This is a genomic window from Herbaspirillum seropedicae, assembly GCF_001040945.1.
GTDB lineage: Bacteria > Pseudomonadota > Gammaproteobacteria > Burkholderiales > Burkholderiaceae_D > Herbaspirillum > Herbaspirillum seropedicae.
In genome coordinates this window covers 3,027,117-3,043,797 of the sequence record NZ_CP011930.1, presented here as the reverse complement: position 1 = coordinate 3,043,797, position 16,681 = coordinate 3,027,117, and the positions used below count along the sequence as shown (strand labels likewise).

Genomic DNA, 16,681 nt, shown 5'->3' with positions numbered 1-16,681 from the left:
CGTTCAGCGAGTGCGCAGCAAGTTGCGGGCAAGAAAAAAATAGACGGATAAAATCTCATTCTGCAGGATTTTTAGCGTTTTCCTCAGGCAACTGTTACGAAGAACAGCGCCAGAAAAGCCCTCGATCACTTGCAATGCAGCATCATTACTGTCAAGTGAGAATAACGACCTTTTTTGACTTGTTGTGATGTCGTCAGCAAGCGCCTGAGCACAGCAGTGCTGGCGGGTGTCCGGCGGGGGCCGGCCAGGCAAAGGGGAGTCCACGACATGGAACGGTAAGTGACGGTATGGGGTGCTTGCCAAATAGTTAACAAGAATAAAGGATGGGGCAGTATGTCGTTGTTGAATAGATTGACGGTTGGCAGGCGCCTGGCGCTGGGTTTTGTCGTGATCATCGGCCTCATGCTGGCCATGCTGCTGGCCATGCTGGCGCAATTGAAGCAGGTCGAGCAGGCCAACCAGATCCTGCAGAAAGAACAGGCTGAACGACTCTCGCTGGCCAAGGAATGGCGCGAGAACATCGTGGTCAACGTGGCCCGCGCCCTGGCGCTGGGGGTCACGGCCAATGAAACCCTGCTCAAGTTCTTTGCCGATGACATGGCCGGGCTGGTCACCCGCACCACCGTCATCCAGAAACGCTATGCCGAACTGGACGATACCGAAGAGGGCAAGACCATCCTGGAGCGCATGGCCAAGGAGCGCAAACGCTATCTGGTGGTGCGCCAGCAGATGGAAGAGGTCGGCGCGGATGCGGCCACCCGGCAGCAGCTGGTGCAGGACATGAAGTCGATCTCGGCCGCCTACATCAAGGAAGGGACCAGCCTGGTGCAGTACCAGGAAAGGCGCACCGCCGAACTGGGCGGGCAGATCGATGCGGCCATCGATCGCTCGCGCTTCGTGCTCATGGGGGCCACCGCAGCCAGTATCCTGCTGGCCGTGTTGCTGGGCTGGCTGCTCACCCAGAGCATTGCCGCGCCGTTGCACGAGATGCAGGCGCTGACCCTGCAGATCGCCGCAGGCGACCTCACCAGCACGGTGCCAGCGGCCACCGGCCGCTCCGAACTGGCCAGCCTCTTGAAGAACGTGGGCAGCATGCAGGAGTCGTTGCGTTCGCTGGTGAGCAAGTCGCGCCAGGCGGCATTGTCGGTCAACCAGGCCAGCAGCGAAGCCGCCGCCGGCAATGCCGACTTGAGCGCCCGCACCGAACAGGCCGCGTCCAGCCTGGAGCAGACCGCCAGCGCCATGGAAGAAATCGCCGCCACCGCCCAGCAGTCAGCCGAATTCGCCCGCTCGGCCAACGCCCAGGTGGCGCAGGCCTCCGGCGTGGCCCAGCATGGCGGACAGGTGATGGGTGATGTGGTGCAGACCATGGGCCGCATCGACGAATCCAGCCGTCGCATCGCCGACATCATCGGCGTGATCGACAGCATTGCCTTCCAGACCAATATCCTGGCCCTGAACGCCGCCGTCGAGGCTGCTCGCGCCGGCGAACAAGGGCGCGGCTTTGCCGTGGTGGCCTCGGAAGTGCGCACCCTGGCCCAGCGCAGCGCCACCGCCGCACGCGAGATCAAGGAACTGATCACCGCCAGCGTCGAGCAGGTGGGGCAGGGCACCCAACTGGCCGACCAGGCCGGCAAGACCATGGAAGAGATCGTGACCTCGATTCGCCGCGTCAGCGACATCATGGTCGGCATCAACGCCGCCACCGCCGAGCAGAATACGGGGATTGCCCAGGTCGGCCAGGCCGTCACCCAGATGGACACCACCACGCAGCAGAATGCCGCCCTGGTCGAAGAAAGCGCGGCAGCGGCCATCAGCTTGTCCGGCCAGGCGCGGGAACTGGTGCAGGCGGTGGCAGTATTCCGCCTGGGGCAGCGCGCCGTGACAGTGTAAAAAACCTCGACTGCGCCTGCATTGCCGAAGCGGAAATCAGGCGCAGCAGGTCTCTTCAGGAAATGCCGTGGTGGTCCACTTTTCTAATAAAACCTGTTTTTTGAAATGCATCATAAAAATAGGGAAGTGACGCAAAACCCCACCGGTAAAGGCTTGTGGAAGACATCATAAAAATGGTAACAGATGTTACTGTCGGAGAATATTACATGATGGGCAGGAGTGCAGAGGCCCGAAAAGACAAGTAGCTGATTTTCAAAGAGCTTGTTTGAATGGCATGTTTTATGCGTGAAGATATCCATCGCCACACCGCCATCCCCGTCAATACTCTTTGAGAAAACCAACATGTCTTCGTTCAAAAGCACCTTTGCCAGCCTGGCGTTTCTGGCCGCTTTCAGCACCTGCGCATCGGCGACCATCGTTACGCAGTCCGCTACGGTGGACCGTTACGATCGCAGTGCTTCCCGAGGAATCAAGGATGAGCGCGTGCTGGGTGTTTTCATCACGCCGGGAATCCGGACTTTCACAGCTGTAACTGGCCGCTCCCGCACCTTTGACCAGGGCTGGGGAGCCTCTGATCCGGCGTCCAATTATCTGTACGTCGCCCTCAGGCAGGGTAACCGGAATCTATGGACCGATACCTTCGCAGAGGGCGTGCGGGAGGGAACGAGGCAACCGCTGCAGGACTATCGGACCTCGGTGAGCAAATTGAGCGACCTCAACGCCGCCCTGCGCGCCATCGACTGGTCGCGCAACCCCATTGTGGAGCTGCAACTGCGCGCGCATCCGGCTCCTTCCCGTGGTCAGGAGCTGCACTCCGTCACCCCGGTCCTGACTGTCAGTTCGCGTCAGGCTGAGGTCCCCGAACCAGCCTCCAGCGCCATGCTGGGGATCGGACTGTTGGGGGTGATACTGGCGCGGCGGCGTAGGGATGCCTCGGCAGCCTGATACGTGGCCCTTGCCTGGAAGGAAGACGCTTCTCGCGCGGGTCGTTTTGCGTGCGCAGCTTGGCAGACAGACAATGTTGCCGCTAAGAGAAAAGGCCCGCACGAAAATGCGGGCCTCTGGGTGACAGTGCGGAGTAAGGCGGATCAGCGATAGAACGGTTCGACCTGGCCCTTGAGCTTGGTCATCATCGGATTGCCCTTGCGGTCCAGCGCGCGGCCGGCGGGAATCTTGATCCAGCCTTCGCTGATGCAGTATTCGCTGACGTTGTTGAATTCCTTGCCATTGAGCTTGATGCCCACGTCGAATTCAAAGATGGCGGCGACGTAATGCGGGCTGCGCGGATCGACCGAGAGGCGGTCGGGGAAGCTGGGGCGTTGTGCGGTATCGTTCATGGCCGCGATTATCGGATATCTGCCCGGCCAAGACAATCCTTTCGGCGCTGGCCGCCCCTCTGACAGGCGCCGCCGCCTTGGCAGTCCCGTCGTCCTACCCGGATGGCGGCGTTCTCCGACAGCAGCGCTGGCCCCTGGCTGATAGCGCTGCCGGCGCGAACATCGCATGCTGGGCGCAATGTCCATTTGCGCGAGGAAGTATGCAAGCCACCCTGGAAGAAATGCAGGCAGCCGCATCGGCTTCCCGCCGATATCACCCCAACAGTGATCCCCACCACGACCCCCACGGCGCCGGGCTGTTGCCGGCGCGCATCTATGCGCAGTTGAATGTGGCCGAGCCCGATGCGGCGGCGTTGGCCCAGGCGCGCCGCTATCTGGTGACGCAGCTGGAGGCGACGCAGGCGCTGCCCTGCGAGCTGCCCCCCGCGGGCCAGGACATGGCCGCCTGGATGCAGGCCCGCGCCGCCCAGGTTGGCGTGGCCTATGAGGCCTATCTGCAGGAACGCCGCGCCGGCGCGCCGCGCCAGTATTTCTCGGGGCGCGCCCATGCGCTCAATTTCCTGCTGCGCGTGGCGCCCACCAAGCTGGTCGATGGCGCTTGGCTCTACAGCGCCGTGAAGCACTGGCGCGATCCGGTGTTTCGTCCCCTGATCCTGACCTATCTGGAAGAGCTGGGCGATGGCGAGGTCGCCATGAACCACGTGAGCCTGTATCGCAGTCTCCTGCAGGCCCATGGCTGCGAGCAGGCCGACTGGCTCTCGCAGGCGCACTATGTGCAGGGAGCGCTGCAACTGGCGCTGGGCTGGCACGGCGACGAATTCATTCCCGAGATGTTCGGCTTCAACCTGGGTTACGAGCAGTTGCCGCTGCACCTGCTGATCACGGCCTACGAACTCAACGAACTCGGCATCGATCCCTACTATTTCACGCTGCACGTGACCATCGATAACGCCGCCAGCGGCCACGCCCGCAAGGCCGTCGACGCAGTCCTGGAGGCCGCCGCGCAATGGCCGGACCGGGAAGAATTCCTGCAGCGCATGCGGCGCGGCTACCTGCTCAATGAACTGGGGGCGAGCACGCTGGGCGTGATCGGCTCCTTCGATCTGGACCAGGAAGTGCAACGCGTGCTGGCCGACAAGGCCGCCTTTGGCCGGATGATGCATTCGGATTACTGCCGCATTGGCGGCAAGACCGTCAATCAATGGCTGGAGCGCCCCGAGGGCATGCGCGATTTCCTGGCGGCGATGGAACAGGGCAAATGGATCCTGCGTGGCGAGCCGGCCGGACACAGCCGCTTCTGGCGACTCATCGATGCGCCGGGCGGCGAGATGTTCGGCGTCTTCAATGGCTATGAAAAGCAGGTCATCCGCGAATGGATCGAGACCGGCTGGGACGACGCACCCCGCCAGCCCAGCTTCCGCGCGCAGGCGCGCGGCCGCCAGGGCGTGGCGGAGCAGCCGGAGCAGCCGCACCAGGAGGCGCCTTCCCACCTGGACGCGGGGCTGGACGCCTTGGTGGCGCCATTGAGCCCTGCTTGTCATCATCTGCCGCCGGGGCTGGAAGCGACCCGCCTGTTCAGCCAGTGCTACCGCACCCGCTGCATCGTCTGAGAGGGGGAGCGCCCGGGCTCGGCTATAATGTCGCCTTCCCGGACGTGGGGCGCGCTGCGCGCCTTGCCACGGCCTTGTCAGTGAAACCGCCAGCCGCGTAGGCTGGCCGCAGGAGAAACCATGAACAACCGCTCTAGAAAACGCCTGATCTACCGCCGCCACCGCATCGGCCTGTTGATCGCCGCCATCGAATCGCTGATGGCGCTGGAAGAATCGATGCTGCAAGCCAAACAGGCCGCCTGAGCCGGCTTTGCCTTGTCATCCCGAACCGGCCGCTGGCCGGTTTTTTCATGCATGTTGCCTCCTCGACAGGGGCCGAGTAAATCTGCCCTGTTGCGGCGCAATGATTTATACTCACAGAAGACCTTATCGTCGCTCACCGGGCCCTAGAACGCATCTCACGCCTATTTATGAAATGGGTTCTAGCATTGCTTCTGGTATTGCGTGCGCAGCCGCGCACGGAATTGAAACGGGAAGCCGGTGCGGCCCGCATGGATGCATCCGTGCATGAATCCATGGGCCAAGGCCGGCGCTGCCCCCGCAACGGTAAGCGAGGAAGGACACGCACTACGCCACTGTGCCACCAGCATGGGAAGGCGCCTGTCCGCGAAGCCCCCGGCTTCATCCCGTCAGCCCGGAGACCGGCCAGTGGCAAGATTCTTGAATGTATCGCGGAGGGCGATCATGCGGACAGCTTCCCTTGTTTCCGACCGGCATTTCCCGGCGTCGCCTGCGGGCGGCAGGATAGGGCATGGGCGCTTGACGCAGGGTCTCCTCCGGTTTCTTCATCCACCCAAGGAAAACACATGTCCACCACCTCCGGCCTGAATGCCAGCCCTACCGTCGAGACCACCCAAGCGGGCAGCCATGTCTGGCGCGACCGCATTGCCCCTGCGCTGCTGGCCCTGGCGCTGGGCGTGGCGCTGATCTACGGCGCCGGTTTTGCCTCCAAGGTCGAACTGCACAACGCCGCCCATGACGGCCGCCACTCGGCCGGTTTCCCCTGCCACTGAGGAGCGCGCGATGAACTGGACCGTCTTCCGGCGCATGGCGTCGGCTGTAGTCGTTGCCGGCGCTTTGTCGGGTGTGTTGCTCTCGGGTGTGCAGCAATTCCAGGTGGAAAAGCTGATCCTGCAAGCCGAGCAGTACGAGAAGGCGGCTGAAGAGGGCGCCTCCGCCGCCCCCCAGGCCGCCCATGAGCACGAACACGACCAGGCGCACGAACACGCCGCCGCCAGCGCCCATGCCCACGAGCACAGCCATGACGCCGATGCCTGGGAACCCGCCGATGGCGCAGAACGCACCGGCTATACCGTGCTGGCCAATGTCAGCATGGCCGTGGGCTTTGCGCTGTTGCTGGTGGCGGCCATCACCCTCAGTGGCCGCCAGGTCAGCTGGCGCAGCGGCCTGCTGTGGGGCCTGGCGGGCTATGGCGTCTTCTTTGTCGCCCCCTCGCTGGGCCTGCCGCCGGAAGTGCCGGGCACCCTGGCCGCGCCGCTGCAGGCACGCCAGTTCTGGTGGGTGATGACGGCGGTGATGACGGCGGCCAGCCTGGGCCTGTTCGTCTTTACGCGCGCCTGGTGGTGCAAGCTGCTGGCCGTGGCCCTGCTGGTGGTGCCGCACCTGGTGGGCGCACCGCAGCCCGAGGTGCATGGCGGCGTCGCGCCCGAAGAGCTGGCCCACGCCTTCATCCGCGCCACCGCCCTGGCCAACGCCGTCTTCTGGCTGGCCCTGGGCGGCCTGACCGGTTTCTTCTACCGCCGGTTCGGCTGACCTCCCCGGCGCCGGTCTGCGGGCCGGCGCCATCCGCATTGGCATCGCATCGCGGCGCTCCTGAAAGTCAAGCAATGAGAACTCATCACCGCCACGTGCTCATGTGCGTCGGCCCGCGCTGCACCGAGAACGGTGTCCTGGCCGAAGCCATGTTCGGCGTCCTGGGCGAGCAGATCGATGCCCGTCCCGACCTGCGCGTCAAGCGTACCCGCACCCATTGCATGGTGGCCTGCAAAGCCCAGGCGCCGGTGGTAGTGGTCTATCCCGAGGGGGTCTGGTACCGCTGCGAAGACGCCAGCGCCATCGAGCGCGTAGTGGTCGAACACCTGGAGGGCGGGCGCGAAGTGAGCGACCTGGTCTTCCATCGCCTGGGCAGCGGCGATGTCCATCCCGAACCGGAGAGCAGCGATGTCTGAGCCGCTGGCGCGCATTGCGCTCTTGACCCATGCCCCCACCGACCTGGCCATGCTGGCCACGGCCCGTGCGCAGTTACCGGCGGATTTCCCTGCCGTGGCCGGCTACGACCTGCAGCGCCTGCAAGCCGCAGATCAAGACCAGGCCTCGCAGTGGCCCAGCCTGGCGGCGCTGCTGCGCGGCGAACTGGCGGCGGCGCAGGTGATCGTCTTGCGCGTGCTGGGCCGGCTGGGAGCGGTGCAGGGTTTTCCGGAGATGTTGCGTGTGGTCCGGGCCGAAGGGCGGCAATTGATCGTGCTGTCCGGCACCGGCGAGCCCGACCCCGAACTGGCCGCCGCGTCCACTGCGCCAGCCGATGTGCAGCAGCAGGCGCTGGCTTATTTCAACGGCGGCGGCAGCGTCAACCTGGCGCAGATGCTGCGCTGCCTGTCGGACCGCATGCTCTTGAGCGGCTACGGTTATGAACCGGCCCAGGCCCTGCCCGAGCACGGCCTCTATCATCCCGACCTGGAACAGGACGCCGGCATCGCCGACTGGCTGGCGCTGCGCGCCCAGGCCCCGGCAGGCAAGCCGGCCGTGGGCATCATCTTCTACCGGGCGCACTGGCTCTCGGGCAATACCGCCTTCATCGACGCCCTGGTCGCCGCACTGGAAGCGCGCGGGCTGGATGTGCTGCCGGTGTTCACCTCCTCGCTGCGCGTCTCTGCCGGCGGCGGCCAGGCCTTGCCGCCGGCCTTGCAGTATTTCGGCGCAGGCCAGGTGGACCTGATCATCAATACCACCTCCTTTGCCATGGGCGAGATCACCGCTGGCGGCGTCACGCCGGCCGGCTGGTCGGTCTCGGTGCTGGAGCAGCTGGACCTGCCGGTGCTGCAGGCCATCACCAGCGGCATGACGCAGGCGCAGTGGCAGCACTCCACGCGCGGCATGAACCCGCTGGACGCGGCCATGAACGTGGTGCTGCCCGAGTTCGATGGCCGCATCATCGGCGTGCCGCTGTCCTTCAAAGAGACCACCGACAGCGGCGCGGTACAGTACCAGCCGCTGCCCGACCGGGTCCGCCGCATCGCCGGCCTGGCGCAACGGCTGGTGCGTCTGCGCAGCACGCCCAATGCCAACAAGCGCATTGCCTTCATCTTCACCAATTCCAGCAGCAAGGCCTCGCAGATCGGTAACGCCGTCGGCCTGGATGCGCCAGAGTCCTTGATGGCCGTCTTGCGGGCGCTGTCGGCCGACGGCTATGCCATCGATGCATTGCCGCAGACCGGGACAGCCCTGATCCACGAACTGGTGGACCGCTGCTCCTACGACGACATCCTGCTCACAGAAGACCAGTTGCGCCGCGCCGCCGCCCGCATTCCAGCGGCGCGCTACGCACAGTGGTTCGCCGCCTTGCCGACGTCCCTGCAAGAAAAGATGCAGCGCCAGTGGGGCGCAGCCCCTGGCCAGGCCTATGTGCATGACCAGCATCTGGTCATCGCCGGCCTCGACCTGGGCAACGCCTTCGTGGCCCTGCAACCGCCACGCGGCTACGGCATGGACCCCGACGCCATCTACCACCAGCCCGACCTGCCGCCCACCCATCACTACTACGCGCTCTATCGCTGGCTGGACGAAGAGTGGGGCGCGCATGCCATCGTCCACGTCGGCAAGCATGGCACGCTGGAGTGGTTGCCCGGCAAGGGCGTGGGCCTGTCCGACGAGTGCTTCCCGGATGCGCTGCTGGGCGACATGCCGCTGTTCTACCCCTTCATCATCAACGACCCCGGCGAGGGTTCGCAGGCCAAGCGCCGCGCCCACGCCGTGGTGGTGGACCACCTGACGCCGCCGATGACCACCGCCGACAGCTACGGCGCGCTGGCACAGCTCACGCAACTGGTGGACGAGTATTACCAGGTCGAAGTGCTGGACCCGTCCAAGCTGCCGCTGCTGCAGCAGCAGATCTGGGAGCTGGTGCGCCAGACCAATCTGGATACCGACCTGCAATACAAGCTGCTGCATCATGACCATGACCATGACCATGACCATGACCATGACCACGGCCATGATCACGATCATCACCACCATCATCATGGTCACGCCCACCATCATCACGACCACGGCGACCATGCGCATCACGACCACGATCATGATCACGCTCACGAAGAGGGCGAGCTGCCGCATGCCCTTACCGAGCTCGACGGCGCCGGCGTGGCCCACCTGATCGAAGACCTCGACGGCTACCTGTGCGAGCTGGGCGCGGCGCAGATCCGCGACGGCCTGCATATCCTGGGGCGCACGCCTGATCAGGCGCAGATGCCCGACATGCTGGTGGCCCTGACCCGCCTGCCCAACCAGGACCTGCCCGGCCTGCAGGAAGAAGTGGCCCGGCTGTTCGGCCTGTCGCTGGACATGTTGCTGGAACACAAGGGTCGTCGTCTGAACATCGATGACGCCCTGGCGCGCTGTGCGGATCGTCCCATTGCCACCCGCGCCGATGCCCTCGAAGCCATCGACGCCTTGTGCCTGCGCCTGATGCAGGCGCTGCAGGAACACGACTTCGCGCCCACGGCGATCGACCGCGTACTCGGCAGCGTCTTTGCTGCGCTGGAGCAAGCCAGTCCCGAGCAAAGGCCGCGCCTGCAACCGGCCATGAGCCAGGCCGCCACCAGCGTGCTGGGCGGCATGCGCGCCATGGCGCGTCCGGCAGCACCCGCGCCGCGCCGGGCGGCGCCTGCCAGCGCGCCAAGCCGCCGCGCTGCAGATACCGGCGCCGTGCGCCGCGTGCTGGCCTTCGCCTGCGAAGAACTGGTGCCGCGCCTGCACCGCACCAGCGAAGAAATCGGCAACCTGCTCAATGGCCTGCGCGGCGGCTACATCCCCGCGGGCCCCAGCGGTTCGCCCACGCGCGGCATGGCGCACATCCTGCCCACCGGACGCAACTTCTATTCGGTCGATCCGCGCAGCGTGCCTTCGCAATCGGCCTGGCGCGTGGGGCAGCAGCTGGCGCGCGAAGTGCTGCAACGCCATCACCGCGAAACCGGCCACTATCCCGAGAGCGTGGCCATCAGCATCTGGGGCACCAGCGCCATGCGCACCCACGGCGACGATGTCGCGCAGATCCTCTGGCTGATGGGCGCACGTCCCCTCTGGCGCGCCGGCAACCGGCAGGTCGCTGGGGTCGAGCTGGTGCCGCTGGAGGAATTGCAACGCCCGCGCATCGACGTCACCACGCGCATCAGCGGTTTCTTCCGCGACGCCTTCCCGCAACTGATCGAGCTGATCGACGATGCCGTGCAACTGGCCATCGCCGCCGATGAACCGGAGACCATGAACTTCGTGCGCAAGCACTACCTGCGCGACCTGGCGCAGGGCATGGGCGCCGGACTGGGCCAGGCCGAGGCGGCGGCACAGGCGTCCTACCGCGTCTTCGGCGCCAAGCCCGGCAGCTATGGCGCGGGCATCCTGCCGCTGATCCAGGAAAAGAACTGGCAGGACCAGGCCGATTTCGCCGAGGCCTACATCAACTGGGGCGGCTTCGCCTATGGCCGCAAGGTCCAGGGCGCGGACCAGCGCGACGCGTTCCGCCAGCGCCTGGCGGGCGTGCAGGTGGCGCTGCACAACCAGGACAACCACGAGCACGACATCTTCGACAGCGACGACTACCTGCAATACCACGGCGGCATGATCGCCACCATCCGCGCCTTGTCCGGCCAGCAGCCGCGCCATTACTTCGGCGACAGCCACGATCCCCAGCGCGCCGCCGTGCGCGACCTGAAGGAAGAGACCCTGCGCGTCTTCCGCGCCCGCGTGGTCAATCCCAAGTGGCTGGCCAGCATCCAGCGCCACGGCTACAAGGGCGGGCTGGAACTGAGCGCGACCGTGGATTACCTGTTCGGCTACGACGCCACGGCGCAAGTGCTGGATGACTGGATGTACCAGCAGTTGGCCGAAACCTACGGCTTTGACCCGGCCATGCGCCAGTTCCTGGAAGAGGCCAATCCCTGGGCCCAGAACGCCATTGCCGAGCGCCTGCTGGAAGCCGCCAGCCGGGGCATGTGGCAAGCGCCCGACGCCCAGACCCTGGAGCGCCTGCGCCAGCTCTACCTGCACAGTGAAACCCTGCTCGAAGCACGTGGCGAGACCGTGCGCGGCAGCGAACATACCAAGGACCTGCAATGACCGCCTTGCCCGTCTATCCCTTCTCGGCCATCGTCGGCCAGCCGCTGCTGCAGCAGGCGCTGCTGCTGTGCGCCGTCGATCCCGGCATCGGCGGCGTGCTGGTGCGCGGCGACAAGGGAACCGCCAAGAGCACCGCCGCACGCGGCCTGACCCAGGTGCTGCCGCCCATTGCCCGGGTAGCCGCGTGCGCCTTCAACTGCGCCCCCGGCCAGCCAGCGGCGGCTTGCACGCTCTGCAACGGCGACAACGCGCCCGCCGCCGCGCCGGCAGACTTGCCTTTCGTGACCCTGCCGCTGGGCGCGACCGAAGACCGCGTGCTGGGTTCGCTCGATCTGCAGCAAGCCCTGCAGGGCGGCCAGCGCGCCTTCCAGCCGGGCCTGCTGGCGGCGGCCCATCGCGGCATCCTCTATATCGATGAAGTCAACCTGCTGGCCGACCACCTGGTCGATGTGCTGCTGGACGTGGCCGCCATGGGCATCAATGCGGTGCAGCGCGAAGGCCTGTCGGTGAGCCATCCGGCGCGCTTCACCCTGATCGGCACGATGAACCTGGAGGAGGGCGACCTGCGCCCGCAACTGCTGGACCGCTTCGGCCTGATGGTGGAGGTCAACGCACCCACCGATAAGACCGTACGTGCCGAGGTGGTGCGCCGGCGCATCGCCTTCGAAGCCGATCCCGCCGCCTTCGCCAGCCAGTGGCAAGACCGCCAGGACGCCTTGCGCAACCAAGTGGCCCAGGCCCAGCGCCTGCTGCCCGAGGTGGTGCTGGACGATGCCATGCTGGAACTGATCAGCCATCTCTGCTGCGAGTTCGAGGTGGCCAGCCTGCGCGCCGATATCGTCATGCACAAGACCGCCCGCGCCATTGCCGCCTTGCAGGCGCGTTCCCGCGTGACCCCGGACGATGTGCGCGAGGCCGCCTTGCTGGTGCTGCCGCATCGCCGCCGCCGCAAGCCCTTCGAGCAGACCGGCATGGACCAGGACAAGCTGGACGACCTGATCGATCAGGCCCGCACTCCCGAGCCGCCAGCCCCTGATGCGGGCGAAGGAAGTGGAGAGGCGCCACCGCAGGAACCATCCCCTGAACAAGAACAGCCGGAGGAGGGCGAGCAGGACCAGCAGGACCAGCCAAGCGAAGCAGGCGGCCAGCAGACCTTCGCCATCGCCGCCGCCGGCCAGGCCCGCAAGATCAGCGTGGCCGCGCCCGCCCAGGCCAGCGCGGCCAGCGGCCGGCGCAGCGCGGTCGCCGACGCCAGCCGGGGCAGCGCCGTGCGCGCCGTGCCGGACGCCAATCCGGACCGCCTGGCCATTGGTGCTACACTGCGCAGCGCCGCCGTACGCAGCGCCCTCAGTGGCGAGGCCGAGCCCGGCGAGCGGCTTGCCGTCAGCCGCGCTGACCTGCACCGCCAGGTGCGCAGCGGACGCGGCGCCAACCTGATCGTCTTCGTGGTCGATGCCTCGGGATCGATGGCCGCCCAGCGGCGCATGGAAGCCGTCAAGGGCGCGGTGCTGGCCCTGCTGACCGATGCCTACCAGCGCCGCGACCAGCTGGCCGTGATCGCCTTCCGTGGCGAACAGGCGCAACTGCTGCTGGCGCCCACCCGCAGCGCCGACCTGGCCGAGCAGGGCCTGCGCGAGCTGCCCACCGGCGGGCGCACGCCCTTGCCGCATGCGCTGCAACTGGCCGCGCAAGTGCTGCAACAGGCCAGCCCGGAAGCGCCGCCGCTGCTGGTGATCCTGTCGGACGGCAAGGCCAATGTCAGCCTGCCCGGCAGCCACGGCGACGCCTGGGCGCAGACCCTGGAAGCGGCGGACATGCTGGCCGCGCAGGCCGTGCCGGCGCTGGTGCTCGATACCGAATCCGGCTATCTGCGCCTGGGCCGTGCGGCCCAACTGGCCGAGGCGCTGGGGGCGCCTTGCCTGACCCTGGAACAATTGACCGGCGACGCCCTGGCGTTGACCGTGCGCGCGCAACTGGGCGCGCGCTGAAAGGAAAGAACATGATCATCTGCATCGGCGCCGGTCCTGGCGACCACTCCTACCTGACCCTGCGCGGCGCGGAGCTGATCCGCAACGCTGACGTGGTGGCCGGCTTCAATGCCGTGGTGGACGTGGTCAAGGACCTCATCCCGGCCAGCGCCCAGGTGGTGCTGATGGGCTATCGCGACCAGGTCGCCAAGCTCGATGAAGTGGCGGCCCTGCATCACGCCGGCAAGCGCTGCGTGGTGGTCTTCATGGGCGATATCCACTTCAGCGGTTTCCAGTACCTGGAACGCGTGGAGCGCGCCTGCGGCCATCGGGTGGAAACCCTGCCCGGCATTTCCTCGGCCCAGATCCTGGCGTCCAAGGCACGCGTGTGCTTTGATGAAACCACCTTCATCACCTTCCACCGCCGTGGCGACCTGGAACCCTTCAAGCGCCATCTGGTGCATGTGCTCAATGATGGCCGTAACGCCATCGTCATTCCCTGTCCCTGGGATGCCGCGCGCTCCTTCATGCCGCGTCACATCGCCACCTATCTGCTGCAGCAGGGCGTGAGCCCTGAGCATCCCACCGAGGTCTGGGAAAACCTGACCCGGGGCGACGCCGAGTGGCATGGCAAGCTGGCCGATTGCGCCGAGGTCGAATTCAGCGACATGAGCATCATGCTCATCCGCACCCTCACACCCATGGCCAGCCAGATCGAACCGCCACCTGCGATGACGGCCAGCGGAGCCTCGGCATGAGCCGTCAGGGCCAGTCGGCGGTGGTCATTGCCGGGCACGGCAGCCGCGATCCGGATTCGCTGCGCGAATTCGAAGCGCTGGTCGACCTGGTGCGCGAGCGCGCCGCCGGGCGCATCGTGCGGCATGGCTATCTGGAGTTTGCCGCGCCCACCATTGCCGAAGCCGCCGCCGCCTGCGTGGCCGACGGCGCTACCGAAGTCGCGGTGGTGCCGGGCGTGCTCTTGGGAGCGCGCCATGCCAAGAACGACATGCCCGCTGAACTGCTGGCGCTGGCGCGGGATTATCCGCAGGTCGATTTCCATTTCGGCGCGCCCATGGACCTGCATCCGCTGCTGCTGCAACTGGTGCAGCAGCGCGTCGTCGAGGCCGAGGCACAGTCGCAAGACCTCATCGCCCGCCGCGACAGCTGCCTGGTGCTGGTGGGCCGGGGCACCACCGACCCCGACGCCAATGGCGAGATCGCCAAGCTGGCGCGCATGGTGCAGGAAGGCATGGGCTTTGGCGGCATCAAGGTGTGCTTCTCGGGCACGGCCACGCCGCTGGTGCGCGATGGACTGGCGCAGGCCGCCCCCGAGGGCTGGCAGCGGCTGGTGGTGTTGCCGTTCTTCCTCTTCGATGGCGTGCTGGTCAAGCGCATCTATGCCGCCGCCGACGAACTGGCGCAGCGCGAACCCGGCGTGGAAGTGCTCAAGGCGGCTTACCTGGGCGTGCATGCCCATGTCGCCGACGTCATGCTGGAGCGCGCCCGCGAGGCCGCCGAAGGCCGCGCCGCGATGAACTGCACCCTGTGCAAGTACCGCGTCCAGATCGTCGGTTTCGAGCAGCAGGTGGGCGAGCCCCAGCGGGCCCATCACCTGCAGGTGCGCGACCTTGCTGCACGCGAGCAGAGCGCCCCGGCAATCTTGGGCACCGCACCCTATGTGCCCCATCCCATCGAAGCCGAAAGCATGGAGATCATCCAGGCCGGACGCGACTGGAGCGGCTTTCCGCCCGAACACCTGACCGTCCTGCAGCGCCTGGTGCATACCAGCGGCGACTTTGCTGTCGCCGATGAGATCTATTTTTCCGCCGGCGCTGCGCAGGCCGGCATGAAGGCGCTGCTGCGTTGCAAGCGCGTGGTCACCGACGTGACCATGGTGCAGACTGGTTTGAAGCGCGCCGTGCTGGAACAGTTGGGTGTGGAAACCTGGTGCGGCGTACACGATCCCGAATCGCACCTGATGGCGCAGAACCTGGGCATGACGCGCTCGGCGGCAGGCATTCGCCGCGCCTGGCAGAAGTTCGGCAATGACATCGTGCTGGCCATCGGCGATGCCCCCACCGCCATCACCGAAGCCGTGCGCCTGATCCGCGAGCATGGCTGGCGTCCGCAACTGGTCATCGGCCTGCCGGTCGGCTTTGTCGGCACCCGCGAGAGCAAGGACGAGCTGCGCCGCTGCCTGCAAGTGCCGCGTATCACCAACAGCGGCACCCGCGGCGGTTCGCCCTGGGCCGCCAGCGTCGTCAATGCGCTGATGATCGACGCCATCGCCTGGCTGGTGGCGCAGGAAGCGCAAACCGAAGGCGCCCAGTAATGGACGCCTCCAGCGAGCTGCAACGGGCCGAGTATGACCTGGCCGTGCTCGCCCCCAATGGCCTGCGGCGCGGGCGCAGCACCGGTAGCTGCGCCACCGCCGCCGTGCGTGCTGCCTTGTACCGGCTGCTGGCCGGCGTGACCCTGCAGGAGACTGAAGTGAGCCTGCCCGATGGACGTCATTACCTGTGCGTGCCGGTGCAGGCGGTCGAGATGATCGCCCCCGACATTGCCCAGGCCGACGTGCTCAAGGATGGCGGCGACGACCCCGACAATACCCATGGCGCGACCATCTTCGCCCAGGTGCGCCGCAACCAGAGCGGGGAGGTGCGTTTCTTCGCCGGCCAGGGAGTGGGCACGGCGACCATGCCCGGCCTGCGTGTGGCGGTGGGCGAACCGGCCATCAATCCGGTGCCGCGCGCCATGATGCGTGCCGCCGTGGCCGAGGTGCTGGCCGAATTGCGGCCTGGTGAGCCGGCCTGCGGCTTCGATCTCACCATCGGTTGCCGCGAAGGCGTGAGCATCGCGCCCAAGACCTTCAACCCCAAGCTAGGCATCGTCGGCGGCATTTCGATACTGGGCACCTCCGGCATCGTCGAGCCGATGTCGATGGCCTCCTGGATCGCCTCCATCGAGGTCTATATCCGCGTGGCCCTGGCCGCCTGCGCGCCGGGCGACGCGGTGGCCTACCTGCCGGGCAAGATCGGGCGCGTCTTCGTGGCGCAGGAACTGGGGCTGCCGGACAAGCGCAGCGTGCAGATCGCCAATTTCCTTGGCGATGCGCTGGACTTCACCGAGCAGGCGCTGGCCGAGGCGGGCCGTACGCTGCCGCTGTTGTGGCTGGCCGGTCATCCGGGCAAGCTGGCCAAGGTCCTCGATGGCGTCTGGGACACCCACTCCAGCAAGAGCAACATGGCCATGCAGGGCGTGGCCCGCGTGGCCGAAGAGATGAACGCGGCAGAGTCGGGCGTACTGTTTGACGCCCCCTTGCTGCAGCAGATGAAGGAAGCCAATACGGTGGAAGCAATCATAGAACTGGTGCGCCAGCAGGACGCCGCACTCGCGCGCCGGCTCTGGTGCGAGATCGAAGCCCGCATCGCCACGCTGGCGCAGGCGCGCGTGCCATCGGTGGCGCGCATCGAGGTACGGCTGTTCGACCTGGAGGGACATCAACTGGGAGCGGGCGCATGAGTGG

The 16,681-nt window shown here is 66.5% G+C and carries 13 protein-coding genes and 1 riboswitch; of the genes, 12 read left to right on the top strand and 1 reads right to left on the bottom strand.

What is annotated here, in order from left to right; all coding sequences use genetic code 11:
* Positions 1-333 precede the first annotated feature (333 nt).
* Together ACP92_RS25215 and ACP92_RS13305 are read left to right on the top strand one after the other, a co-directional pair.
* Positions 334-1,893 (top strand): methyl-accepting chemotaxis protein, encoded by a 1,560-nt coding sequence (locus tag ACP92_RS25215; protein WP_048348569.1) that lies wholly within the window; start codon positions 334-336, stop codon positions 1,891-1,893.
* A gap of 342 nt (positions 1,894-2,235) precedes the next feature.
* Positions 2,236-2,838, top strand: a complete 603-nt coding sequence (locus tag ACP92_RS13305; protein ID WP_013235487.1) for a PEP-CTERM sorting domain-containing protein — start codon at positions 2,236-2,238, stop codon at positions 2,836-2,838.
* 143 nt (positions 2,839-2,981) lie between these two features.
* Here the strand turns inward: ACP92_RS13305 and ACP92_RS13300 are convergent, their stop codons facing one another.
* Positions 2,982-3,230 (bottom strand): DUF3297 family protein, encoded by a 249-nt coding sequence (locus tag ACP92_RS13300; protein ID WP_041311114.1) that lies wholly within the window; start codon positions 3,228-3,230, stop codon positions 2,982-2,984.
* A gap of 200 nt (positions 3,231-3,430) precedes the next feature.
* Here ACP92_RS13300 and ACP92_RS13295 point away from each other — a divergent pair, with 200 nt between their 5' ends.
* The 10 genes from ACP92_RS13295 to cbiD all read left to right on the top strand — a co-directional run bounded on the left by ACP92_RS13295 (position 3,431) and on the right by cbiD (position 16,677).
* On the top strand, positions 3,431-4,840 hold the full coding sequence (locus tag ACP92_RS13295) for an iron-containing redox enzyme family protein (RefSeq protein ID WP_013235485.1): 1,410 nt from the start codon (positions 3,431-3,433) through the stop codon (positions 4,838-4,840).
* A 120-nt stretch (positions 4,841-4,960) separates the two neighbouring features.
* Positions 4,961-5,083 carry a hypothetical protein gene (locus ACP92_RS25210; protein WP_257785547.1) on the top strand — a complete coding sequence of 41 codons (123 nt, stop codon included), beginning with the start codon at positions 4,961-4,963 and terminating at the stop codon, positions 5,081-5,083.
* A gap of 175 nt (positions 5,084-5,258) precedes the next feature.
* Positions 5,259-5,504: riboswitch (cobalamin riboswitch) on the top strand.
* Positions 5,505-5,646: 142 nt separating this feature from the next.
* Positions 5,647-5,853, top strand: a complete 207-nt coding sequence (locus ACP92_RS13290) for a CbtB domain-containing protein (RefSeq protein ID WP_041310819.1) — start codon at positions 5,647-5,649, stop codon at positions 5,851-5,853.
* Positions 5,854-5,863: 10 nt separating this feature from the next.
* The gene (locus tag ACP92_RS13285) at positions 5,864-6,613 is read left to right on the top strand and encodes a CbtA family protein (RefSeq protein WP_041310817.1); all 750 of its coding nucleotides are present in this window, start codon (positions 5,864-5,866) and stop codon (positions 6,611-6,613) included.
* A gap of 74 nt (positions 6,614-6,687) precedes the next feature.
* Positions 6,688-7,029, top strand: coding sequence for a (2Fe-2S) ferredoxin domain-containing protein (locus ACP92_RS13280; RefSeq protein ID WP_041310814.1), 342 nt, complete (start codon positions 6,688-6,690; stop codon positions 7,027-7,029).
* Positions 6,995-11,188 carry a cobaltochelatase subunit CobN gene (locus tag ACP92_RS13275; protein WP_013234631.1) on the top strand — a complete coding sequence of 1,398 codons (4,194 nt, stop codon included), beginning with the start codon at positions 6,995-6,997 and terminating at the stop codon, positions 11,186-11,188. Before ACP92_RS13280 ends, ACP92_RS13275 begins: the two co-directional genes overlap by 35 nt.
* On the top strand, positions 11,185-13,176 hold the full coding sequence (locus tag ACP92_RS13270; RefSeq protein WP_013234630.1) for a putative cobaltochelatase: 1,992 nt from the start codon (positions 11,185-11,187) through the stop codon (positions 13,174-13,176). The genes ACP92_RS13275 and ACP92_RS13270 overlap by 4 nt, the downstream gene beginning before the upstream one ends.
* Positions 13,104-13,913, top strand: a complete 810-nt coding sequence (locus tag ACP92_RS13265) for a cobalt-precorrin-7 (C(5))-methyltransferase (RefSeq protein WP_216666018.1) — start codon at positions 13,104-13,106, stop codon at positions 13,911-13,913. The genes ACP92_RS13270 and ACP92_RS13265 overlap by 73 nt, the downstream gene beginning before the upstream one ends.
* A complete protein-coding gene (locus ACP92_RS13260) occupies positions 13,910-15,487 on the top strand; it encodes a precorrin-8X methylmutase (protein WP_013234628.1) in 1,578 nt (525 codons plus the stop codon). The genes ACP92_RS13265 and ACP92_RS13260 overlap by 4 nt, the downstream gene beginning before the upstream one ends.
* Entirely contained in the window at positions 15,487-16,677 is a 1,191-nt protein-coding gene (cbiD, locus tag ACP92_RS13255) for a cobalt-precorrin-5B (C(1))-methyltransferase CbiD (protein ID WP_013234627.1), read from the top strand. Before ACP92_RS13260 ends, cbiD begins: the two co-directional genes overlap by 1 nt.
* Positions 16,678-16,681 lie beyond the last annotated feature (4 nt).